The 22,094-nt window shown below is 37.0% G+C and carries 23 protein-coding genes, 1 riboswitch and 1 other annotated feature; of the genes, 21 read left to right on the top strand and 2 right to left on the bottom strand.

Features of this window, described 5'->3' with window-relative positions; genetic code table 11:
- Positions 1-33 precede the first annotated feature (33 nt).
- The 20 genes from ilvE to MHB70_RS06195 all read left to right on the top strand — a co-directional run bounded on the left by ilvE (position 34) and on the right by MHB70_RS06195 (position 18,268).
- Positions 34-930: a branched-chain-amino-acid transaminase gene (ilvE, locus tag MHB70_RS06100; protein WP_001005494.1), complete on the top strand. Its 897-nt coding sequence runs from the start codon at positions 34-36 to the stop codon at positions 928-930.
- A 16-nt stretch (positions 931-946) separates the two neighbouring features.
- Positions 947-1,174: a binding site (T-box leader), on the top strand.
- Positions 1,175-1,247: 73 nt separating this feature from the next.
- A complete protein-coding gene (ilvB, locus tag MHB70_RS06105; RefSeq protein ID WP_000095847.1) occupies positions 1,248-2,948 on the top strand; it encodes an acetolactate synthase large subunit in 1,701 nt (566 codons plus the stop codon).
- Positions 2,945-3,454 carry an acetolactate synthase small subunit gene (gene ilvN, locus MHB70_RS06110; RefSeq protein ID WP_000822948.1) on the top strand — a complete coding sequence of 170 codons (510 nt, stop codon included), beginning with the start codon at positions 2,945-2,947 and terminating at the stop codon, positions 3,452-3,454. The genes ilvB and ilvN overlap by 4 nt, the downstream gene beginning before the upstream one ends.
- 26 nt (positions 3,455-3,480) lie before the next feature.
- Positions 3,481-4,491, top strand: a complete 1,011-nt coding sequence (gene ilvC / locus MHB70_RS06115) for a ketol-acid reductoisomerase (RefSeq protein ID WP_001151718.1) — start codon at positions 3,481-3,483, stop codon at positions 4,489-4,491.
- A gap of 1 nt (position 4,492) precedes the next feature.
- Entirely contained in the window at positions 4,493-6,013 is a 1,521-nt protein-coding gene (gene leuA, locus MHB70_RS06120; RefSeq protein ID WP_000809591.1) for a 2-isopropylmalate synthase, read from the top strand.
- Positions 6,014-6,090: 77 nt separating this feature from the next.
- A complete protein-coding gene (gene leuB, locus MHB70_RS06125) occupies positions 6,091-7,155 on the top strand; it encodes a 3-isopropylmalate dehydrogenase (protein WP_000415349.1) in 1,065 nt (354 codons plus the stop codon).
- Positions 7,155-8,549, top strand: coding sequence for a 3-isopropylmalate dehydratase large subunit (gene leuC, locus MHB70_RS06130; protein WP_000520118.1), 1,395 nt, complete (start codon positions 7,155-7,157; stop codon positions 8,547-8,549). Before leuB ends, leuC begins: the two co-directional genes overlap by 1 nt.
- Positions 8,527-9,108 (top strand): 3-isopropylmalate dehydratase small subunit, encoded by a 582-nt coding sequence (gene leuD / locus MHB70_RS06135; protein ID WP_000433201.1) that lies wholly within the window; start codon positions 8,527-8,529, stop codon positions 9,106-9,108. Before leuC ends, leuD begins: the two co-directional genes overlap by 23 nt.
- 308 nt (positions 9,109-9,416) lie before the next feature.
- Positions 9,417-10,679 carry an ATP phosphoribosyltransferase regulatory subunit gene (locus tag MHB70_RS06140; RefSeq protein ID WP_000170307.1) on the top strand — a complete coding sequence of 421 codons (1,263 nt, stop codon included), beginning with the start codon at positions 9,417-9,419 and terminating at the stop codon, positions 10,677-10,679.
- The gene (hisG, locus tag MHB70_RS06145; protein WP_061530166.1) at positions 10,655-11,290 is read left to right on the top strand and encodes an ATP phosphoribosyltransferase; all 636 of its coding nucleotides are present in this window, start codon (positions 10,655-10,657) and stop codon (positions 11,288-11,290) included. The genes MHB70_RS06140 and hisG overlap by 25 nt, the downstream gene beginning before the upstream one ends.
- An 11-nt stretch (positions 11,291-11,301) precedes the next feature.
- On the top strand, positions 11,302-12,591 hold the full coding sequence (gene hisD, locus MHB70_RS06150; protein ID WP_000402925.1) for a histidinol dehydrogenase: 1,290 nt from the start codon (positions 11,302-11,304) through the stop codon (positions 12,589-12,591).
- Positions 12,591-13,175 carry an imidazoleglycerol-phosphate dehydratase HisB gene (gene hisB, locus MHB70_RS06155; protein WP_001249957.1) on the top strand — a complete coding sequence of 195 codons (585 nt, stop codon included), beginning with the start codon at positions 12,591-12,593 and terminating at the stop codon, positions 13,173-13,175. Before hisD ends, hisB begins: the two co-directional genes overlap by 1 nt.
- Positions 13,176-13,805, top strand: a complete 630-nt coding sequence (gene hisH / locus MHB70_RS06160) for an imidazole glycerol phosphate synthase subunit HisH (RefSeq protein ID WP_000560639.1) — start codon at positions 13,176-13,178, stop codon at positions 13,803-13,805.
- The gene (hisA, locus tag MHB70_RS06165) at positions 13,778-14,497 is read left to right on the top strand and encodes a 1-(5-phosphoribosyl)-5-[(5-phosphoribosylamino)methylideneamino]imidazole-4-carboxamide isomerase (RefSeq protein WP_000402302.1); all 720 of its coding nucleotides are present in this window, start codon (positions 13,778-13,780) and stop codon (positions 14,495-14,497) included. The genes hisH and hisA overlap by 28 nt, the downstream gene beginning before the upstream one ends.
- Positions 14,491-15,249, top strand: coding sequence for an imidazole glycerol phosphate synthase subunit HisF (gene hisF / locus MHB70_RS06170; RefSeq protein WP_000880098.1), 759 nt, complete (start codon positions 14,491-14,493; stop codon positions 15,247-15,249). Before hisA ends, hisF begins: the two co-directional genes overlap by 7 nt.
- Positions 15,246-15,551 carry a phosphoribosyl-AMP cyclohydrolase gene (gene hisI, locus MHB70_RS06175; RefSeq protein WP_000803970.1) on the top strand — a complete coding sequence of 102 codons (306 nt, stop codon included), beginning with the start codon at positions 15,246-15,248 and terminating at the stop codon, positions 15,549-15,551. Before hisF ends, hisI begins: the two co-directional genes overlap by 4 nt.
- 10 nt (positions 15,552-15,561) lie before the next feature.
- Positions 15,562-15,885, top strand: a complete 324-nt coding sequence (gene hisE / locus MHB70_RS06180; RefSeq protein ID WP_000390407.1) for a phosphoribosyl-ATP diphosphatase — start codon at positions 15,562-15,564, stop codon at positions 15,883-15,885.
- 12 nt (positions 15,886-15,897) lie between these two features.
- Positions 15,898-16,917, top strand: coding sequence for a histidinol phosphate phosphatase domain-containing protein (locus MHB70_RS06185; RefSeq protein WP_061530165.1), 1,020 nt, complete (start codon positions 15,898-15,900; stop codon positions 16,915-16,917).
- 67 nt (positions 16,918-16,984) lie between these two features.
- Entirely contained in the window at positions 16,985-17,152 is a 168-nt protein-coding gene (locus tag MHB70_RS06190) for a YozQ family protein (protein ID WP_001118881.1), read from the top strand.
- A 144-nt stretch (positions 17,153-17,296) separates the two neighbouring features.
- Complete coding sequence (locus MHB70_RS06195; protein ID WP_001062842.1) at positions 17,297-18,268, top strand: 2-hydroxyacid dehydrogenase family protein; 972 nt, start codon at positions 17,297-17,299, stop codon at positions 18,266-18,268.
- A 98-nt stretch (positions 18,269-18,366) separates the two neighbouring features.
- Here MHB70_RS06195 and pssA read toward each other — a convergent pair whose 3' ends face one another.
- Both pssA and MHB70_RS06205 read right to left on the bottom strand, forming a co-directional pair.
- A complete protein-coding gene (gene pssA / locus MHB70_RS06200; RefSeq protein ID WP_000285424.1) occupies positions 18,367-19,068 on the bottom strand; it encodes a CDP-diacylglycerol--serine O-phosphatidyltransferase in 702 nt (233 codons plus the stop codon).
- A gap of 181 nt (positions 19,069-19,249) precedes the next feature.
- Positions 19,250-21,136, bottom strand: a complete 1,887-nt coding sequence (locus tag MHB70_RS06205; protein WP_000939071.1) for an LTA synthase family protein — start codon at positions 21,134-21,136, stop codon at positions 19,250-19,252.
- A gap of 262 nt (positions 21,137-21,398) precedes the next feature.
- On the opposite strand from MHB70_RS06205, the gene MHB70_RS06210 reads away from it, so the two are divergent.
- Positions 21,399-21,794: a DUF3888 domain-containing protein gene (locus MHB70_RS06210; protein WP_001228518.1), complete on the top strand. Its 396-nt coding sequence runs from the start codon at positions 21,399-21,401 to the stop codon at positions 21,792-21,794.
- An 89-nt stretch (positions 21,795-21,883) separates the two neighbouring features.
- Positions 21,884-22,065: riboswitch (Lysine riboswitch) on the top strand.
- Positions 22,066-22,094 lie beyond the last annotated feature (29 nt).

The raw sequence follows: 22,094 nt of genomic DNA on the forward strand, positions 1-22,094 counted from the left end.
AAAAAATTCATAGAACATAGGAGGCGCTTTCCAGTGAACGAACAATGGATTTTCTTAAATGGAGAATTTGTTCCAAAAGACGAAGCAAAAGTTTCAGTATATGATCATGGCTATTTATATGGCGATGGAGTGTTTGAAGGCATTAGAGTTTATAGCGGTAATGTTTTCCGTTTGAGAGAGCATCTTGTCCGGTTATATGAATCAGCGAAATCCATCATGTTAGAAATTCCATATTCGTTAGATGAAGTAACGAATATTGTTGTTGAGACGATTCGAAAAAATAAATTATCTAATGGATACATTCGCCTTGTTGTATCGAGAGGAGCAGGAAATCTTGGGTTAGATCCTGATTCTTGTAAGACACCGAATGTAGTAGTAATTGCAGAACAACTATCTTTATTCCCACAAGAATATTATGAAAAGGGGATTCCAGTTGTAACAGTTGCAACGCGCCGAAATCGACCAGATGTTTTATCACCTCAAGTAAAATCTTTAAATTATTTAAACAATATTTTAGTTCGTATTGAAGCGAAATTAGCTGGAGTACAAGAAGCACTTATGTTAAATGATCAAGGATACGTAGCTGAAGGTTCAGGAGATAACGTATTTATTGTAAAAGGAAATAAATTAATTACACCACCAAGTTCTGCTGGAGCGTTAGAAGGTATTACACGAAACGCAATTTTAGAAATCGGCGAAAAACTTGGGTATGACGTAAGAGAAGAGTTATTTACAAGACACGATGTATATGTAGCTGATGAAGTATTTTTAACAGGAACAGCTGCTGAAGTTATTGCTGTTACGACAGTAGATGGTAGGACGATTGGTTTAGGAAAAACGGGACTACATACGAATCGTTTACTAGAAGAATTCCGTAAATTAGTTGTAGAAGATGGAGAGAAAATTTACGAAGAAAATAAAGTTGGATAATAACTCTTTATGAAATGAGAAAGCGTTGATAGGGAGGAGTAGTTGATTGTGAAGCCTCACAGAGAGTCGGTGGTTGCTGGAAACCGATGGTTCACGTCGACGAACATCGCCCTTGAGTGCTAAGCTGAAGCATTTGGTTAGGCTTAGACGGTAGCTCCGTTATTAGCTAGACTCATTTATGGGTCACTGAGGCAAGAGTATTCTTGCGAAGAAGGGTGGTACCGCGAAATCTTTCGTCCCTTCAGCACATAGCTGGAGTGTGGACGTAGGATTTTTTTTATTTATAAATTTTTTTAAAAAGGGGGCTTATAAGAACAATGTCTTCAAAAACGGAAGAGAAACTGGCAACTGGTGCACAGCTATTGTTAGAAGCGCTAGAAAAGGAAGGCGTAGAAGTGATTTTCGGTTATCCGGGTGGTGCCGTTTTACCTCTTTATGATGCGCTTTATGACTGTGAAATTCCGCATATTTTAACAAGGCATGAGCAAGGGGCCATTCATGCAGCTGAAGGGTATGCCAGAATTACTGGAAATCCAGGGGTTGTAATTGCAACAAGCGGGCCTGGTGCTACAAATGTTATTACTGGTCTAGCTGATGCGATGATTGATTCATTGCCACTTGTTGTATTTACAGGGCAAGTAGCAACAACGTTAATTGGAAGTGATGCTTTCCAAGAAGCGGATATTATGGGGCTTACGATGCCAGTAACAAAACATAATTATCAAGTGCGAAAGGCCTCGGATTTACCTCGAATTATTAAAGAAGCATTTCATATCGCTAGAACTGGAAGACCAGGTCCAGTCGTAATTGATCTTCCGAAAGATATGGTAGTAGAACAAGGGGAACGATGTAGTGACGTGCAAATGGATTTACCAGGGTACAACCCTAATTATGAACCGAATCTACTCCAAATAAACAAATTATTACAAGCAATTGAGATTTCAAAAAAACCGTTAATTTTAGCTGGAGCAGGTGTATTGCATGCGAAAGCTTCGAAAGAATTAACAAGTTTTGCTCGTAAATATGAAATTCCTGTTGTGCATACGTTACTTGGTCTTGGTGGTTTTCCGCCAGATGATGGACTATTTCTAGGGATGGGAGGAATGCATGGTTCTTACACAGCCAATATGGCGCTATATGAATGCGACTTACTGATCAATATTGGTGCGAGATTTGATGATCGTCTTACTGGGAATTTAGCTTATTTTGCTAAAGAGGCGACTGTTGCACATATCGATATTGATCCAGCAGAAATTGGAAAAAATGTGCCGACTGAAATTCCTATTGTTGCAAGTGCTAAGCGAGCTTTGAAAGTATTACTTCAATCAGAAGGGAAGAAAGAAAATCATCATGATTGGCTCATTTTATTAAAGGGTAGAAAAGAAAAATATCCACTCTCTTACAAACGAAATTCTGAAAGTATTAAACCTCAATACGCAATTGATATGTTATATGAACTTACGAAAGGAGAAGCGATTGTAACAACAGATGTTGGGCAACATCAAATGTGGGCCGCACAATATTATCCGCTGAAAAATCCAGATAAATGGGTAACTTCAGGTGGATTAGGAACGATGGGCTTCGGATTTCCAGCAGCAATTGGGGCGCAAATTGCAAAGCCTGAGGAACTAGTTATTGCAATTGTCGGTGACGCTGGATTTCAAATGACCCTGCAAGAATTAAGTGTCTTAAAAGAACATTCCTTACCTGTTAAAGTTTTTATTTTAAATAATGAAGCTTTAGGAATGGTAAGACAATGGCAAGATGAATTTTATAATCAAAGATACTCGCACTCTTTACTGTCGTGTCAACCAGATTTCGTCGCTCTTGCGAATGCGTATGGCATAAAAGGAGTTCGCATAGATGATCCACTTCTTGCAAAGAAGCAAATACAGCATGCGATTGAATTACAAGAACCGGTCGTAATTGATTGCCGTGTACTTCAATCAGAAAAGGTAATGCCGATGGTTGCGCCAGGGAAAGGTGTTCACCAAATGGAGGGAGTGGAAAAAAGGTGAAGAGAATTGTTACAGCGACAGTTCGAAATCAAAGTGGTGTGTTAAACCGAATTACAGGTGTTATGACACGAAGACATTTTAATATTGAAAGTATTTCAGTAGGTCATACAGAATCATCGGACATATCACGGATGACAATTGTTGTACACGTTGAAAATGAACAGCAAGTGGAGCAGTTAATTAAACAACTTCATAAGCAAATTGATGTTTTGAAAGTGTCAGATATTACAGAAGAAGCGATGATCGCAAGAGAACTTGCACTTATTAAAGTCGCAACATCAGTAGCAAGAGCAGAATTATATAGTTTAATTGAACCGTTTCGAGCCGCTGTAATAGATGTTGGGAAGGATTCCATAGTTGTGCAAGTAACTGGTACGCAGGAGAAAGTAGAAGCATTAATTGAATTACTTCGTCCATACGGTTTGAAAGAAATTGCTAGAACGGGTGTAACAGCATTTACGCGTAGTATGAAAAAACAAGATAAGCAAGTTATGTTAATTCAATAATCATTTAAATATAGGGGGAAATGAAAATGGCAAAGGTTTATTATGAGAAAGATGTAACGGTAAATGTATTAAAAGAAAAGAAAGTAGCAATCATCGGATATGGCTCGCAAGGTCATGCGCATGCGCAAAACTTGCGTGATAACGGATTTGATGTAGTAGTAGGTTTAAAAAAAGGTAAATCTTGGGATAAAGCGAAAGAAGATGGATTTTCTGTATATACAGTAGCAGAAGCAGCGGAGCAGGCTGATTTAGTAATGATTTTATTACCTGATGAACTGCAGCCAGAAGTATATGAAGCGGAAATTGCACCAAATTTACAGGCAGGAAATTCTCTCGTTTTTGCACACGGATTTAATGTTCACTTTGATCAAGTGAAACCACCAGCTAATGTAGATGTATTTCTAGTAGCGCCTAAAGGTCCGGGGCATCTTGTACGCCGTACGTTTGCTGAAGGCGGAGCCGTTCCTGCATTATTTGCCGTATATCAAGATGCGACAGGAGTTGCGACTGAAAAGGCACTTTCTTATGCTGATGGAATTGGAGCGACGAGAGCGGGCGTATTAGAAACGACGTTTAAAGAAGAAACAGAAACAGATTTATTTGGAGAGCAAGCTGTACTTTGCGGCGGAGTAACTGCGCTAGTAAAAGCTGGATTTGAAACGCTAGTTGATGCAGGATACCAGCCTGAACTTGCATATTTTGAATGTTTACATGAACTGAAACTTATTGTTGACCTTATGTATGAAGGTGGACTTGAAAATATGAGATATTCAGTTTCAGATACAGCGCAGTGGGGCGACTTCGTATCAGGACCACGTGTTGTAACGGAAGATACGAAGAAAGCGATGGGTGCAGTGCTAGCCGAAATTCAAGATGGTACATTTGCAAGAGGTTGGATTGCAGAGCATAAAGCAGGAAAACCAAATTTCCATGCGACAAATGAGAAAGAGAATGAACATGAAATCGAAGTAGTTGGACGTAAATTACGTGAAATGATGCCTTTCGTACAGCCGCGAGTAAAGGCAGGGGTCAAATAATATGAAGCAGATTTTGTTCATGGATACGACGCTACGTGATGGCGAACAATCACCAGGAGTGAATTTAAATGAACAAGAGAAATTGCAAATTGCAAGGCAATTAGAGAGACTAGGTATTCATGTCATGGAAGCTGGCTTTGCAGCAGCTTCCGAAGGCGATTTTCAATCGGTAAAGCGCATCGCAAATACCATTCAAAATGCTACAGTTATGAGTTTAGCTAGAGCGAAAGAAAGTGATATTCGAAGAGCATATGAAGCTGTGAAAGGTGCTGTATCTCCTCGTTTACATGTATTTTTAGCTACGAGTGATATTCATATGAAATATAAACTTTGTATGTCAAAAGAAGATGTGTTAGATAGTATTTATCGCTCGGTTACGCTTGGGAGATCTTTATTTCCGACAGTGCAATTTTCTGCAGAAGATGCGACAAGAACATCAAGAGATTTTTTAGCTGAAGCAGTAGAAGTTGCGATTCGTGCAGGAGCGAATGTAATCAATATTCCAGACACAGTAGGTTATACGAACCCAGAAGAATACTATTCCTTATTTAAATACTTACAAGAATCCGTTCCTTCATATGAAAAAGCGATTTTCTCTTGTCATTGCCACGATGATCTTGGGATGGCGGTGGCAAATTCGTTAGCTGCGGTTGAAGGTGGAGCACTGCAAGTAGAGGGAACGATTAATGGCATTGGAGAAAGAGCAGGGAATGCTGCACTAGAGGAGGTCGCAGTTGCTCTTCATATTAGAAAAGATTTCTATAAGGCGGAGCCTTCGATGACGCTAAAAGAGATTAAATCGACAAGTACATTAGTAAGTAGGTTAACGGGTATGGTTGTACCGAAAAATAAAGCGATTGTGGGAGCGAATGCTTTCGCTCACGAATCAGGCATTCATCAGGATGGTGTTTTAAAAGAAGTGACAACATATGAAATCATTGAACCAGCACTTATAGGAGAATCTCAAAACCTATTTGTACTTGGCAAACATTCTGGGCGTCACGCATTTACAGAAAAAATGAAAGAACTAGGCTATGAATTTACAAACGAAGAACGCGATGTGGTGTTTGAAGCGTTTAAAAAATTAGCTGATCGTAAAAAGGAAATTACGGAAGAAGATCTACGTGCACTTATGCTTGGTGAAGCAGCTTTTGCAGCGCAGCAATATAACATTACGCAATTGCAAGTACACTTCGTATCGAATAGTACACAGTGTGCGACAGTTGTATTGAAAGATGAGGCGGGAACTATATACGAAGATGCAGCGACTGGTTCTGGAAGTATTGAAGCAATATACAATGCAATCCAAAGAATTTTAGGATTAGAATGTGAATTGGCAGATTATCGCATACAATCTATTACACAAGGTCAAGACGCACTTGCTCATGTTCATGTTGAATTAAAAGAAGGAACGCATCAAGTATCAGGTTTTGGTGTTGCGCAAGACGTATTGGAAGCATCGGCGAGAGCATATGTTCATGCAGCTGGAAAATTGAAATCGTTTATAGCGCTTGTAAAATAAGGGTTTGATAGGTGAGTGAAGCTTTCCTCACCTATCAAAATAAAGTTCTGAAAATTCGGTTAAAAGGAGTGTTAAAATTGGAAAAACGTATCGTTTGTTTAGCTGGTGATGGTGTCGGCCCGGAAATTATGGAAAGTGCAAAGGAAGTATTGCATATGGTAGAGAGACTATATGGGCATCATTTTCATTTGCAAGATGAGCACTTTGGTGGTGTTGCTATTGATTTAACGGGGCAACCATTACCACAGCGAACACTTGCCGCTTGTTTAGCGAGTGATGCGGTTTTACTTGGGGCAGTTGGTGGACCTCGTTGGGATGGTGCGAAAGAAAGACCGGAGAAAGGATTATTAGCTTTAAGAAAAGGACTTGGTGTATTTGCGAATGTTCGCCCTGTAACGGTAGAAAGCTCAACTTCGCATTTATCCCCATTAAAAAATGCTGATGAAATTGACTTCGTTGTCGTTCGTGAATTAACAGGTGGTATTTATTTTTCTTATCCGAAAGAGCGAACGGAAGAAGTCGCAACGGATACACTTACGTATCATCGCCATGAAATTGAACGTATCGTTTCTTATGCTTTTCAATTAGCGAGTAAGAGATCGAAAAAAGTAACGTCTATTGATAAGGCGAATGTTTTAGAATCTAGTAAATTATGGAGAACTGTTACGGAAGAAGTCGCTCTTCGTTATCCTCATGTTGAGTTAGAGCATATTTTAGTAGATGCAGCTGCTATGGAGTTAATTCGGAACCCAAAGAGATTTGATGTTATCGTAACAGAGAATTTGTTTGGTGATATTTTAAGTGATGAGGCTTCTGTATTAGCAGGGTCATTAGGAATGCTTCCATCAGCGAGTCATGCGGAAAACGGGCCTTCTTTATATGAGCCTATTCACGGTTCAGCACCGGATATTGCAGGGAAAAATAAAGTGAATCCAATTGCGATGATGCGTTCGGTTGCGATGATGCTTGGGCAATCATTTGGATTAACGAGAGAAGGATATGCGATTGAAGAGGCAATTTCTGCAGTTCTTCAATCTGGAAAATGTACAGTTGATATTGGGGGAGATGAGACGACAACTTCATTTACGAAGGCGGTTGTTCAAGAAATGGAAGAGCAGGCACTAGTAGGGAGAGGAAGATAATGGGGAAAAGGTTGCTAGATAAACTTTGGGAAAGGCATGTAGTTACAACAAATGAAAATGGATTGGATTTATTATATATCGATCTTCATCTTATTCATGAAGTAACTTCACCGCAAGCCTTTGAAGGCTTGCGGCTTGCAAATCGAATTGTTCGGAGACCGGAATTAACGTTTGCAACGATGGATCATAATATTCCAACGAAAGATATTTGGAATATTACCGATCGCATTGCGAAGCAGCAATTGGATACACTTCGTGAAAATTGTAAACAATTTGAGGTGCGATTAGCTGATATTGGTGATGAAGAGCAAGGAATCGTTCATGTTATCGGGCCGGAACTTGGACTCACACAACCAGGGAAAACGATTGTTTGTGGTGATAGCCATACAGCAACTCACGGTGCTTTCGGTGCGCTAGCGTTTGGTATTGGTACGAGTGAAGTAGAACATGTATTAGCAACTCAAACGTTGTGGCAACGAAAACCGAAAGCGATGGGGATTGAATTAACAGGAAAGTTACCGAAAGGCGTTTATGCAAAGGATATTATTTTACATCTTCTCTCAAAGTACGGTGTAGCGGTTGGGACTGGGTATGTAATGGAATTCTACGGAGAGACGATTCGTGATATGGGAATGGAGGAGAGAATGACACTTTGTAATATGGCAATTGAAGGAGGAGCGAAAGCAGGCATTATTGCACCGGATGAAAAAACATTTTCTTATGTAAAAGGGCGTAAATATGCACCAAAAGACTATGAATCTTTCACGGAAAAATGTTCGGAGCTTTATACGGATTCAGATGCGATTTATGATTTACATATTTCAATAGATGTTACGAGTCTAGCTCCATACGTAACTTGGGGAACAAATCCTAGTATGGGTGTTCCTATTGATGAAAAGTTACCAGAAAAGCATAACGAAAATGATGAAAGAGCATTTTCATATATGGGATTGAGTCCTGGACAAAGTACGTTTGAAATTCCTGTTAAGCATGTCTTTATTGGTTCTTGTACAAATTCACGTTTATCTGACTTAGAAATTGCTGCATCCGTTGTAAAAGGGAAAAAGGTAAAAGAAGGTGTGCGGGCACTCGTTGTACCAGGATCAAAAAGTGTGAGAGAGCGGGCAATGCAAAAAGGCTTACATCACATATTTGAAGAAGCGGGGTTTGAATGGAGAGAGCCTGGATGCTCAATGTGCCTTGGGATGAATCCAGATCAAGTACCTGAAGGAGAACATTGTGCGTCTACTTCAAATCGTAATTTTGAAGGAAGGCAAGGGAAAGGGGCAAGGACACATTTAGTAAGTCCAGCTATGGCAGCAGCTGCTGCATTATATGGGCATTTTGTTGATATTAGAAAGGAGAGTTACGATGGAGCCATTTCGTATTCATAAAGGTACTGCCGCAGTACTTATGAATGATAACATTGATACAGATCAAATTATTCCGAAACAATACTTAAAGAGAATTGAAAGGACAGGATTTGGAAAGTATTTATTTGATGAGTGGCGTTACGATAATGAGCGCCATGAAAATCCTAATTTTCCCCTTAATGCACAAGAACGAAAGGGAGCAAGTATATTAATTACAGGTGATAATTTTGGATGCGGTTCTTCAAGAGAGCATGCTCCGTGGGCCCTTGCTGATTATGGTTTCCGCGTTATTATCGCAGGGGGATTTGCAGATATTTTTTATATGAATTGTATGAAGAATGGTATGTTACCGATTGTAATGGATAAAGAGATGCGTAAACAACTTGCTAAAATAAATGCGAGAGATCAAATAGAAGTCGATTTAGAGAATGAAGTCATTACTACAAATACGCACAGGTTTCATTTTACAATCGAGAAAATGTGGAAAGAAAAATTATTAAATGGTCTAGATGAAATTGCCATTACGATGCAATATGAACAAGAAATTGAAGAGTATGAAAGAAAAGTAGCTTTATATTAAGAAATAACGGAATATTAAAAATGTATTTACATTCAGAATTAACTGTTATATAATATGGAAAAATCAGAGGAGAAAGGGAGTAAGTATTATGAATATCGTACAATCTATTAAAATGCTTACACAACTACATCATCATACATGAAACCCTTGAACCTAACGTGAAAACGTGTAGGCACAAGGGTTATTCCCGTTGTACCTACACTCTACTAAAGAGCCTTGTAGGTATTTTGTCTACAAGGCTCTTTTTATTTTCGGTTTGGGTGAATGGAATGGGCATACATTAGAAAGGGAAGGGCGTGTGAATTCAGATGACAAAGTGGAAGCGGGCAAATCCGAATGGAACGAGAGATTACTTATTTGAAGAATGTACGTTAATTGAAGAAGTGGAACAAAAATTAAGACGTACATTTTTAGAGAGAGGCTATGAGGAAATAAGGACACCTACAATTGAATTTTATGATGTGTTTGCTTTTCAAAATCGGCCGATAGATGAAGAGAAGATGTATAAATTTTTTGATGAAAAGGGACGGATTATCGTGTTACGTCCAGATATGACGATTCCTTTAGCGAGAGTAATTGGAACGCAAAGGTGGGATACGCCTCTTAAGGTGACATATAGTGGAAATGTATTTCGGGCGAATGAGTCTCTGTCTGGAAAATATAATGAAATTGTACAAAGTGGTATTGAAATTATCGGGATTGATAATGTAAGAGCTGAAATTGAATGTGTGATAAGTGTAATGCAAGCACTACAAAGGTTGAAGGTACAATCTTTTACAATCGAAATTGGGCAGGTAGAGTTATATAAATGTATTGTAAAAAAGCTCTCTATTCATGATGAAGAAGAGAGAGTACTTAGAACGTATATAGAAAGCAAAAATTATGCTGCTCTCTCAAATTTTATCGGAGAAAAGAAATTAGATCGGTGCGATGAAACAGTAAAATTACTTGAGAAATTACCAAGGTTATTTGGGAATTTAGAGGTTATTGAGGAAGCAGAAAAACTCGCCTCAAGTAATGAAATGAAAATGGCCATTGCAAGAGTGAAAGAAATATATGAAGCGGTTGAAAGGCTAGGCTATGGACCTTATATATCCATTGATTTAGGCATGATTCAACATTTGGACTATTATACGGGTATTATTTTCAAAGGGTATATATATGAAATTGGAGAAGAGATTGTTAGTGGTGGAAGATACGATGAGTTAATTGGGAATTTTGGAGAGATGGTGTCAGCGGTTGGCCTCGCGGTGCAAGTAAATCAAATAGTCAAGGCACTTCAAGAGCAACAAGAATCTTATGAACGAGAGCCAATAGATATGATGATACATTATGAATTAAATAGATTAGCGGAAGCTGAAAGGTTAAGAAACTTACTTCGAAAGGACGGGAAGAATGCCCAGTTATCTTTATTCTCTAATTTAAACGACACATTTCAATTTGCAAGAAACAATAAAATAGTAACGGTCGTTGAGGCAAGGAATGAATCATTGGTGGAATATGTATGGAAAGAGAAATGGGTCGTTCAGAAAGAAGGGGAGACTTCATGCGTAACATTCAAATTGCGTTAACGAAAGGAAGATTAGAGAAACATGTTATTCCGCTGTTTGAGAAAATTGGAATTGATTGTTCAGAGCTTAAAGATAAAGGGAGAAAGCTTGTCTTTCAAAGTAAAAATACAAACATTTCATTTATTTTAGTAAAAGCGGTTGATGTTGCTACTTATGTAGAACATGGAGTAGCTGATATTGGGATCGTTGGAAAAGATATTTTAATGGAAAATGAAAAAGATATATATGAAATGTTGGATTTAGGAGTGGGTATGTGTAAATTTTGTGTCGCTTCTATTCCTACGTATAATCCGAAGAGTTACCGAAAGAAACGAATTGCTACGAAATATCCACACATCACTTCCAATTATTTTCACGAAAAGGGAGAAGATATAGAAATCATAAAAATAGAAGGTTCTGTAGAAATTGCTCCGCTTCTTGGATTAGTAGATGCGATTGTTGATATTGTTGAAACAGGAAAAACACTACAAGAGAATGGGCTCATTGTATTTGAGGAAATGTATTCTATATCCGCTCGAATGATTGTAAATAAGGCAGCTTTAAAAACTAAAAAAGACGAAATATTCAGTATTATAAATATGATGGAGCAAGAAATTTTATCAGGGAAATAGGAGGGCTTACAATGGAGATCATTTATGAAGACTTCAAGGAGGCATTATCCAAAATAAAAGTGTTGCGAGAAAACGCTAATATAATAGAAGAAACTGTTCAAAGAAGTGTAAGGGAAATCGTTCAAAACGTAAGAGAAAGTAAAGATGAGGCTTTATCTTTCTATACAAAAAAGCTTGATGGTGCGGATGTTAAAACTTTTCGTGTAAGTGAAGAAGAAATAAAACAAGCAAGTGCGTTTGTAGAACTTTCTTTTTTAGAGGCGCTACAAGAGGCGAAGAAAAACATTATCTCATATCATGAAAAGCAAAAGAGGCAATCTATGTTTGATTGCGAAAGTGATGGGATAATTAGAGGGCAGCTCATTAGACCGTTAGAAAATGTAGGTGTATATGTGCCAGGCGGGAAGGCATCGTATCCCTCTTCAGTATTAATGAATGTATTGCCAGCCAAACTGGCAGGTGTGAAAAAAATTGTAATGGTAACACCGCCAAGGCAAGGAGGAATTGACCCGCATATATTAACTGCCGCAGGTCTTGCAGGTGTAGATGAAGTTTATATGGCTGGTGGTGCCCAGGCAATCGCTGCTTTAGCGTATGGGACGGAATCGATTCCGAAAGTGGATAAAATAGTTGGACCGGGAAATTTGTACGTTGCTTTAGCGAAGCGAGAAGTATACGGAATAGTAAATATCGATATGATTGCTGGGCCATCAGAAATTGTAGTTATCGCTGATGAAACAGGCAATGCCAAATATATCGCTGCTGATTTATTATCGCAAGCAGAACATGACGAGAGGGCAACAGCGATTTGTATTACAACGAATATAGAACTAGCTAAAGAAGTAGGAAGAGAGATAGAAAGACAGTTAGAAACATTACCAAGAAGTGAAATCGCTCGTGAATCAATAAAAAGAAATGGAGCCATTTTTATCGTTTCTTCTTTAGATGAGGCACTAAAGTTATCAAATGAAATAGCTCCAGAACATTTAGAGTTACATATAAAAGAGCCAATGAATGCTCTAGCTTATGTGAAACATGCAGGCTCTATTTTCCTTGGGCCATATGCACCAGAGCCGCTCGGCGATTATTTGGCAGGACCGAATCACGTTTTACCGACAAGTGGAACAGCAAGATTTTTCTCCCCGTTATCAGTCGATGATTTCGTAAAAAAATCAAGCTTTCTTTCTTATACAGAGGAAGCGTTAAAAAATGTACAACATCATATTGTAGAACTTGCAAATAAAGAAGGTTTATATGCACACGCAAGAGCAGTCCAAATGAGATTTGAGGAGGAAGAATAATGCGACAGTCGAGTCAAGTACGTGAAACGACAGAAACAAAAATTAAATTAAGTTTGCAGCTTGATGAAAGTACGAATGTTTCTATTCAAACAGGAGTAGGTTTTTTTGATCATATGCTAACTTTATTTGCAAGGCATGGACGATTTGGTTTACAAATTGAAGCTGAAGGTGACGTGTTTGTCGATGCACATCACACGGTTGAAGATGTTGGAATTGTACTCGGAAATTGCTTGAAAGAAGCACTGCAAAATAAAGAGAGTATTAATAGGTACGGTTCCGCATATGTACCGATGGATGAATCTTTAGGTTTTGTCGCAATTGATATAAGTGGACGTTCCTATATTGTGTTTCAAGGCGAGTTAACAAATCCGAAATTAGGCGATTTTGACACAGAATTAACGGAAGAGTTTTTTAGAGCAGTTGCTCATGCAGCAAATATTACGTTACACGCTCGTATTTTATACGGAAGTAATACACATCACAAAATTGAAGCTTTATTTAAGGCATTTGGTCGAGCGCTTAGAGAGGCAGTCGAAAAAAATGACAACATTACTGGTGTAAATTCAACGAAGGGGATGTTGTAATTGATTGCTATTGTAGATTATGGGATGGGAAATATTTGTAGTGTGGAACAGGCATTAAAATATATTGGAGCAGAGTATATCGTAACGGATGATAGAGAGGAAATATTGAGAAGTGATGGCGTTATTTTACCAGGAGTAGGGGCATTTCCGAAAGCGATGGACGTTCTAGAAGAAAAAAAATTAGTATTTGTGCTAAAAGAGATTGGGAATTTAGGGAAACCGTTCCTTGGTATATGTTTAGGTATGCAACTTTTATTTGAAAAAAGTGAGGAATTAAAAGACTGTAGCGGATTAAGTTTATTGCCAGGTGTTATTCGGAAATTAAAAGTGCCTTATAAAATTCCACATATGGGATGGAATGAATTGAAGAAAGAAGGAGAAATACCACTTTGGAATGGAATAGAAGACGGTTCTTTCGTATATTATGTCCACTCTTATTATGCAGATTGTCCAAAGGGGATTGTGTATGGGGCAAGCGAGTATGGGGTGCAAGTACCTGGTTTTGTAGCGAAAGGAAATGTATTTGGAGCGCAGTTTCACCCTGAAAAAAGTGGGGAAGTCGGAATACAAATTTTAAAGAATTTTAAAGGGGTGGTAGAAGCATGGAAATTTTCCCAGCTATCGATTTAAAAGAAGGGCGATGTGTCAGACTTTATCAAGGAGAGTTTAGTAAAGAAACGGTTATGAATGAAGATCCGGTTGCGCAAGCGATCATATTTGAAAAGCTTGGAGCGAAAATATTACACATTGTTGATTTAGACGGTGCAATTGCTGGAGAGTCTTTAAATTTGTTTATCATTGAAAGAATATGCAGGGCGGTACGTATTCCTGTGCAAGTTGGAGGAGGGATTCGATCGCTTGTAGCAGTGGAGAAGTTATTGTTAGCAGGTGTAGAAAAAGTCATTTTAGGAACAGCTGCTCTTTATGATAAGTCATTTTTAGAGGAAGCAGTTCGGCTATATAAAGAGAAAATAATTGTTGGAATTGATGCGAAAAATGGTTTCGTAGCAACGAGAGGTTGGCTTGATGTGTCTGAAATTTCTTATATTCATTTAGCGAAGCAAATGGAGAGTATAGGTGTTCAAACGATTGTATTTACAGACATCTCGAGAGATGGGACACTTGCAGGACCAAATTTTGAGCAATTAGGGTTACTGCAAAAAAGTGTGGGTATTCGTCTCATTGCTTCTGGAGGAGTGGCGTCTATTCAAGATGTGAAAAGGTTAAATGATATGAATATACATGGTGTTATCATTGGTAAGGCTCTTTACGAGAATACAATTGATTTAGAAGAAGTGCTAGAGGTAACAAAGCTATGTTAGCGAAACGAATTATTCCATGTCTAGATGTGAAAGAAGGGCGAGTCGTAAAGGGTGTAAATTTTATAGGATTACAAGATGTCGGTGATCCTGTTGAAATAGCGGCTTTATATAATGATGCGGGAGCAGATGAAATTGTATTTTTAGATATTACTGCGACACATGAAGGGCGAAAAACGATGATAGATGTTGTAGAAAAAACTGCCTCAAAAATATTTATTCCTCTTACAGTAGGTGGGGGGATTTCTAATGTTCAAGATATATACAATCTGCTACGAGCCGGTGCGGATAAAATTTCAATTAATTCAGCAGCAGTACGGAATCCAAAACTAATTCAGGAAGGTGCAGAACATTTTGGCTCGCAATGTATTGTTGTAGCAATCGATGCTAGAAAAGTAGCAGAAGGTAAATGGAATGTATACGTAAATGGCGGGAGGGTTGATACAGGAATGGATGCAATCGAATGGGCGAAGCACGCCGTACAATTAGGGGCAGGAGAAATTTTGCTAACGAGTATGGATGCAGATGGAACGAAGGATGGATACGATCTTCAGTTAACAGAAGCAATTTCAAGTAGCGTTTCCGTCCCGGTAATTGCATCAGGAGGATGTGGTCATGCGGATCACATTATAGAGGTATTTAAAAAGACAACAGTCGACGCAGCGCTAGCAGCATCAATCTTTCATTATGGTGAAGAGACTGTGCAGGATGTAAAGAGAAAATTAAGAGAAGCAAACGTTGAGGTGCGACTATGAAGCCTAACTTCTCAAAAGGGTTATTACCAGCAGTGGTGATAGAGGAAGATACGAAAGAAGTTTTAATGCTCGCTTACATGAATGAAGAAGCGTATGAAAAGACGTTAGAAACAAAAAGGACGTGGTTTTATTCTCGCTCAAGACAATCGTTATGGAATAAAGGAGAAACATCGGGCAATATGCAGTATGTTCAATCCCTTTATTTAGATTGTGATCAAGATTCAATTGTAGTTGTTGTAAAGCAAGTAGGACCTGCTTGTCATACGGGAGAGAAAACATGTTTTCATTATAAAGTTATATAGGGGGATGAAGATGGAAGATGTCCTTAAATTATTATTTGAAACAATTGAAGACCGAAAGGAAAATCCAGTGCCAGAATCATATACAAATTATTTATTTTCAAAAGGAGAAGATAAAATTTTAAAGAAAATTGGGGAAGAGTGCTCTGAAGTGATCATTGCTTCTAAAAATAATGATAAAAAAGAACTAGTAAAAGAAATGGTTGATGTGTTTTATCACTGTTTTGTTCTATTAGCCGAAAAAAACATTTCACTAGAAGATGTTATGGAAGAAGTGAAAGAAAGAAATGGAAAGCTTTCGAGAGTAGGGGAACGAAAAGAAATAGATACGTTATAAGGGGGAATATGTATGAAAGTGGATTATCATCTTCATTTAGAAGAAGGGCCTTATTCAATAGGTTGGCTTGCCAAAATAAATGAAACGCTACAATATTATGAGCCGCTTCAAGAAGAAAGACATTCTATCGAATGGCTTATGAAGACGCAAGAACGCCTGCAAAGACGTGTGAAGGAAGGACCATTTACAGCGAAATGGATTGATTTATATTTAGAAGAGGCATTGCGAAAAGGTATAAAAGAAGTTGGGATTGTGGATCATTTATACCGCTTTCATGAGTCGAAAGTATATTATGAAAAATATGTGAATATTAGTGATTCGAAGCTTGGGCGTTTACAGAAGGAATGGTTAGACCAAGTAAGAGTAGTTTCACTATACGATTTTACAAAGTCGATTGAAGAGGCGAAAGAACGATGGAGTAAAAGAGGCGTTACACTTAAACTTGGAATTGAAGCGGATTATTTTATTGGCTGTGAAGAAGAGCTAAAAGAATTGTTAGCACTAGGAGACTTTGATTATGTAATTGGGTCTGTTCATTTTTTAAACGGCTGGGGGTTTGATAATCCAGATACGAAAGAATATTTTGAAGAGCATGATTTACATATACTATATGATACGTTTTTCAAAACAGTTGAGAGTGCAGTTCGTTCCGAGTTATTTGATATTATAGCCCACCTTGATAACATAAAAGTATTTAATTACAGGTTGGATGAGAATGAACAGCTTTCTTATTATAAGAAAATAGCCTGTGCATTAGTAGAAACCAATACCGCAACAGAAATAAATGCGGGATTGTACTATCGTTATCCTGTACGGGAAATGTGCCCGAGTCCACTGTATTTACAAGTGTTAGCTAAACATGGTGTTCCCATTACTATTTCTTCAGATGCTCATTATCCGAATGATTTAGGGAAATACGTAAAAGAAAATGTGCAAACATTACGAACTCACGGTATTACTCATATCGCAACATTTACGAAACGAGCAAGAGTAATGAGACTACTTGAAGAAGAAGTAACAATTTCAAAATGAACCACGATTTTTTGATGAAAACATTCCTTTTTGTTCAAAATAAGAAAGAAAAAAAGGAGGGTAAGAAATGGCGAAACAACAAAATAAACAAAATGTACAAGGTGCACAGCAACAAGCTTATACTTCTGAAACGAATGCTACATCTCAATCAGTTATTGAGGAGCAAATTAGCGATACAGTTGCAGAAGGAACAATTGATGTGAAGCTCGGAAAAGAATCGCAGGAAAAAGCGTAAGAAGAGGGGGGAGTTGCATCTCCTCTTTTTTCATGGAAAAGTGTCGATTTTCAAAACTATAATCAAATTCCTTGGTTTTTATAAGTGGATTTCTTACAATGAAATATAAGAGATATCTTATTTTCTATAGAAGAGGTGTTAGTAGTGGCAAAAATATTAGTAGCAGGGAAAATTCCAGAAATCGGATTAGAACTATTAAAAGATCATGATGTAGAAATGTATGATAAAGAAGAGTTAATTTCTTTAGATGAATTAACAGAGCGTGTAAAAGATAAAGATGCATTGTTAAGCTTACTTTCTACAAAGGTGACGAAAGAAGTTATAGATGCGGCACCTAATTTAAAGATTGTTGCAAACTATGGTGCTGGCTACGATAATATTGATTACTTGCATGCAGGAGAAAAAGGGATTGCGGTAACGAATACACCGAAAGTATCAACTGAAGCGACAGCAGAATTAACATTTGCACTTCTTTTAGCAGCAGCACGTAGAATTCCTGAAGGAGATACGTTATGTCGTACAACTGGATTTAACGGATGGGCGCCATTATTTTTCTTGGGCCGCGAAGTACACGGTAAGACAATTGGAGTTATCGGTCTTGGAGAAATCGGGAAGGCAGTTGCAAAGCGTGCGAAAGCATTTGGAATGAACGTTTTATATACAGGACCAAATCGTAAGTTTGAAGCTGAATCTGAACTAGAAGCGACATATGTAACATTAGAAGAGCTGTTACAAACGGCAGATTTTATTACAATTAACTGTGCCTATAATCCAAAATTACATCATATGATCAATGAAGAACAGTTTAAAATGATGAAGAAGACAGCATATATTATAAATGCTTCGCGTGGACCAATTATGAATGAATTAGCACTTGCTTATGCATTAAAAACGAAAGAAATTGAAGGAGCAGCTCTTGACGTATTTGAATTTGAACCGAAAATTACGGAAGAACTAAAAGGATTAAAGAATGTGGTACTTGCTCCTCACGTAGGGAATGCAACATTCGAAACTCGTGATGCGATGGCTGAAATGGCAGTAAGAAATATTTTAGCTGTATTAAACGGTGAAGAACCTGTAACACCTGTAAATCCAAAAGTATTAGTTACAAAATAAAGTGAGACTTTCATTTGTAAGGCCTCCCGATTAATCAGGTTGTCCGCAAATAGTGGGATAAAAAGAAACCTTCCGAATACGGAAGGTTTTTGTTTTTATTATTTTTCTTTATTCGCTTTTTTAGACGGTCTTTGTCTAATAAATTGAGATAGCATATACAAAATATATAGTGGAATAGCAATGAATAAGAAAACAGAAAAATTACCGATCCCTGTTTGATACATTGTGATAATGATTCCAACTAAAAATAATGTAATAATGATGCTATATCTTGGAATTGGTACATCTTTTAAACTTGGGATACGAATACGACTCACCATTAAAAATGCGAACGTTACAAAGACTGTAATAAGAACGATTTTGGGAATGGTATGTGAAAATAATGTTAAGAAAGCAACAAGCCCTCCCGCTGCTGTAATCGGTACTCCAGTGAAATATTTCATTGAAGTAGAAGATGGTGTTACATTAAATCGTGCTAAACGATATGCTCCGAAAAGAGGGAATAATCCCGCTATGTATAATCCGATGATTCCGTAGTTTGAGAAAGATGTGTAATACATTAAAACAGCTGGTGCTGCACCAAATGTTACGACATCTGCGAGTGAATCAAGCTCTTTTCCCATTTGTGAATCAACGCGTAATAAACGAGCAACACGACCATCAAGACTATCTAACATCATCCCGATAAGTACTAAAATAGCAGCTGATTTATAATATCCTAAAGATGCATAGCCGATTGATAAAAATCCGCTATATAAATTTCCGAGCGTAAATAAGTTTGGAATAGCTGCTCTATACAAAATCTGATCCCTTGCTTTCTGTAATAAATTCTTAATTAGTGTATGAAAGTTTACTTATTTTATCATACCATAAATTTCTTCCTCATACGAAAGAAATTACCAATTTGTGAAAGATTTCATGGGAGAATGATTTGGAAAATAAGTAGAAAAAGAAGCAACTTTTATAAAGTTGCTTCTTGCACTATTCAAATTTTGTTGTCATCGTTCCGGTTTTATATCGATTGTTAGGATCGAAACGTAATAAATCTCCATAAATGAGTTTATCGGATAATTTTAATTCTGTTTTTGCTTTTTCAATATACGGCTGACATAGTGATATAGCAGCTTCTTCACCTGTATTTCGTTTATAGCACATGTTTTTTGTATAAACATAATCTTCCGAAACAAAACTACCATCACGCATTACCATAAGTGGATCTTTTTCTTTAATAAATAAGTCCGTTCCAAATTCAACGGATTGATTTGTTTTAATCCCAAGTAAATGAAGGAGCGTTGGTTTAATATCAAGTTGACCGGATACTTTAGAAATCGTTTTTCCTTCTTGACCTGGCACATGAATAATGAGAGGGACGCGTTGTAATTGCATAGAATCAAACGGTGTAATAGCGTCTTTCCCAAGGAACTGGGCCATAGCTGCGTTATGGTTTTCAGAAATACCGTAATGATCACCATAAATGACAATAACTGAATTATCATACAGTCCTTCATCTTTTAACTGTTTAATAAATAATTTAAGAGCTTCATCCGTGTAACGAACAGTTGGAAAGTAACGGTTTAAAACACCACTGTCCGAATTAAACTCATCAACATATTGATCTTCTGGATTTAGAAGAAATGGAAAATGGTTTGTTAAAGTGATAAATTTTGTATAGAACGGTTGCGGTAAAGATTTTAACTTTGGAATAGATTGTTCAAAGAACTCTTTATCTTTTAATCCCCAACCAACAGACATTTGTTCCGTACCTACGTAATCATTTAAATTAAAGTAACGGTCATAACCAAGCGCAGGATACATTACGTCACGATTCCAAAACGTTTTATCGTTTGAATGGAAGACAGCAGAAGAATATCCGTATTTCTTTAATTGTTCTGGTGTGGCAGTATACTCATTTGTTGCATGAGTAAAGAATACAGAACCACGGTCTAACGGATAAAGTGAATTTTCAACGATAAATTCAGCATCAGAAGTTTTACCTTGTCCCGTTTGATGATAGAAGTTATCGAAATAAAAACTATCTTTAATAAATTCATTTAAAAATGGAGTAATTTCTTTTCCATTTATTTTTTTATTAATAACAAAACTTTGTGTAGATTCCATTGAAATTAAAATTACATTTTTACCTTTTGCAGCTCCAAATAAGTTTTTATCAACTTGCTTATCTTTTGCATCTGTATAGTTTTTAATTTCAGAGAATCCGTCGCCACTTGCGAATACACGTTCAGCCGAAGACTTAGATTGAAGCGTAATATCAAATAGATGATATGTGTATAACCCTAAATTTTTCACGACAGTTTGACGGTCAAATGAGCGTGAGAACATTTGTGGCTTATAAATAACTGAAACAACAATTTGTAGTGCTAATAACGCAGTTACACCGCTAAAGAAAGTTCTCTTCTCAGATCGTGAAAGTGGTGTTTTATCACCAAATGATGGGAATTTACGTGAAATAAACATTAAAATAATTGCATCTGCAAATAAAAGTAATGTTTTGTACGTAAAGAGCTCTTTTATGCTCGTCCCTAAATCAGCCATATTATTTGTTTGGAATAAAACCGGGAAGGTAACGAAATCGTTATAAAACCCATAAAACATTGCATTTCCAAATAAAATAAATGACAGTATAAAACTAATTCCAATTATAATTCGATTTCGATGCTTAGATGCAAATAAAGCTAAACCGAAAAATAAAAGTAACGCAGCTAGTGGATTAATAAACAGCATAAATTCTTCAAAGAAGTTATCAATTTTAATATCAAACGCTAGCTTGTACACAATATATGTTTTAATCCATAATAAAACGACTGCAACGAGTGCAAATCGTAATTTTGGAAACAGATGTTGTAGCATAATATACTCCTCTCCTAGAAAGCATGACAGTTCTTGCGAGCCGGTTTGATTAGCGCCTCACTTTATATATACGAACAGTCTTTTGTTATTATGATTATTATACTATGAGTATCATTATACGAAAATTAAAGAGGGTTGTGGGCTTTTTTTGCAACAATTGAGTAGAAAAAGAGAAGTAGGAGACAATAAAATAGAATTTCTATGCGCGATTATTGTAATTCATTAAACATAGAAAGTATCGCGTAATGGTGCGGAGGTTATAATGCGAAAATTATTTTATCTTATAATGTGCAGTATTTTTATACTCTTTGCTTCACCGAGTGTATCAGTAGCTCAGTATGATGCACCTCTTATGGAAGATGCACTTTATTCTGTTTTATTTCCGAAAATAAATAAAGCAATTGAAAAACAATATGGGAGTTTGAAACCTTATCAATGTCCTAAAATTATTAGTTTAAAAAAAGTGTATAGTGGTACATATTTATTTCAAACGGTTATTGAAGTGACGAAGTACGAACAGATTGGTGGGAAAATTGTTCCACCATTTGAAAAAGTAACTATTACGTTTAATAATGAAGAAGGCGAATGGGAAGTAACGAAGATAATAGTAAAGCGCTTACCAAATGATACGAAATTAAACTGTAAAAAAACAATATAAAAAATTGTTTGACAAATAAAATGGTCCTTTGGTATTGTTAATAGCAACAATTAGATGTTTGAAAATTAAATAGACTTACCTCATCTACTCTCAAAGGTAGAGGCCGCGATAGGAAAGAGTAAGCTATGGGAGATTTAGTGGAATCTGTGACCATGGGTTGAAAGGGACTATTGCCGAAATATAAGAATAACCACCTTATTCATATATTGGGACTGCATTGAATAAATGTAGTACTGTCATAAGATTTATTTTATGGAGAGCTATTTGGAGATGTTGATGCGGTTTCTTATTTTGAGAAGA

This window comes from Bacillus sp. FSL M7-1020 (assembly GCF_038050415.1).
GTDB classification, from domain to species: domain Bacteria; phylum Bacillota; class Bacilli; order Bacillales; family Bacillaceae_G; genus Bacillus_A; species Bacillus_A toyonensis.

Coding starts and splice junctions, on each gene's coding strand:
- ilvB (WP_000095847.1), top strand. CDS start 1,248: ATGTCTTCAAAAACGGAAGAGAAACTGGCAACTGGTGCACAGCTATTG.
- ilvC (WP_001151718.1), top strand. CDS start 3,481: ATGGCAAAGGTTTATTATGAGAAAGATGTAACGGTAAATGTATTAAAA.
- leuA (WP_000809591.1), top strand. CDS start 4,493: ATGAAGCAGATTTTGTTCATGGATACGACGCTACGTGATGGCGAACAA.
- leuC (WP_000520118.1), top strand. CDS start 7,155: ATGGGGAAAAGGTTGCTAGATAAACTTTGGGAAAGGCATGTAGTTACA.
- leuD (WP_000433201.1), top strand. CDS start 8,527: ATGGAGCCATTTCGTATTCATAAAGGTACTGCCGCAGTACTTATGAAT.
- MHB70_RS06140 (WP_000170307.1), top strand. CDS start 9,417: ATGACAAAGTGGAAGCGGGCAAATCCGAATGGAACGAGAGATTACTTA.
- hisG (WP_061530166.1), top strand. CDS start 10,655: ATGCGTAACATTCAAATTGCGTTAACGAAAGGAAGATTAGAGAAACAT.
- hisD (WP_000402925.1), top strand. CDS start 11,302: ATGGAGATCATTTATGAAGACTTCAAGGAGGCATTATCCAAAATAAAA.
- hisB (WP_001249957.1), top strand. CDS start 12,591: ATGCGACAGTCGAGTCAAGTACGTGAAACGACAGAAACAAAAATTAAA.
- hisA (WP_000402302.1), top strand. CDS start 13,778: ATGGAAATTTTCCCAGCTATCGATTTAAAAGAAGGGCGATGTGTCAGA.
- hisF (WP_000880098.1), top strand. CDS start 14,491: ATGTTAGCGAAACGAATTATTCCATGTCTAGATGTGAAAGAAGGGCGA.
- hisI (WP_000803970.1), top strand. CDS start 15,246: ATGAAGCCTAACTTCTCAAAAGGGTTATTACCAGCAGTGGTGATAGAG.
- hisE (WP_000390407.1), top strand. CDS start 15,562: ATGGAAGATGTCCTTAAATTATTATTTGAAACAATTGAAGACCGAAAG.
- MHB70_RS06185 (WP_061530165.1), top strand. CDS start 15,898: ATGAAAGTGGATTATCATCTTCATTTAGAAGAAGGGCCTTATTCAATA.
- MHB70_RS06190 (WP_001118881.1), top strand. CDS start 16,985: ATGGCGAAACAACAAAATAAACAAAATGTACAAGGTGCACAGCAACAA.
- MHB70_RS06205 (WP_000939071.1), bottom strand. CDS start 21,136: ATGCTACAACATCTGTTTCCAAAATTACGATTTGCACTCGTTGCAGTC.
- MHB70_RS06210 (WP_001228518.1), top strand. CDS start 21,399: ATGCGAAAATTATTTTATCTTATAATGTGCAGTATTTTTATACTCTTT.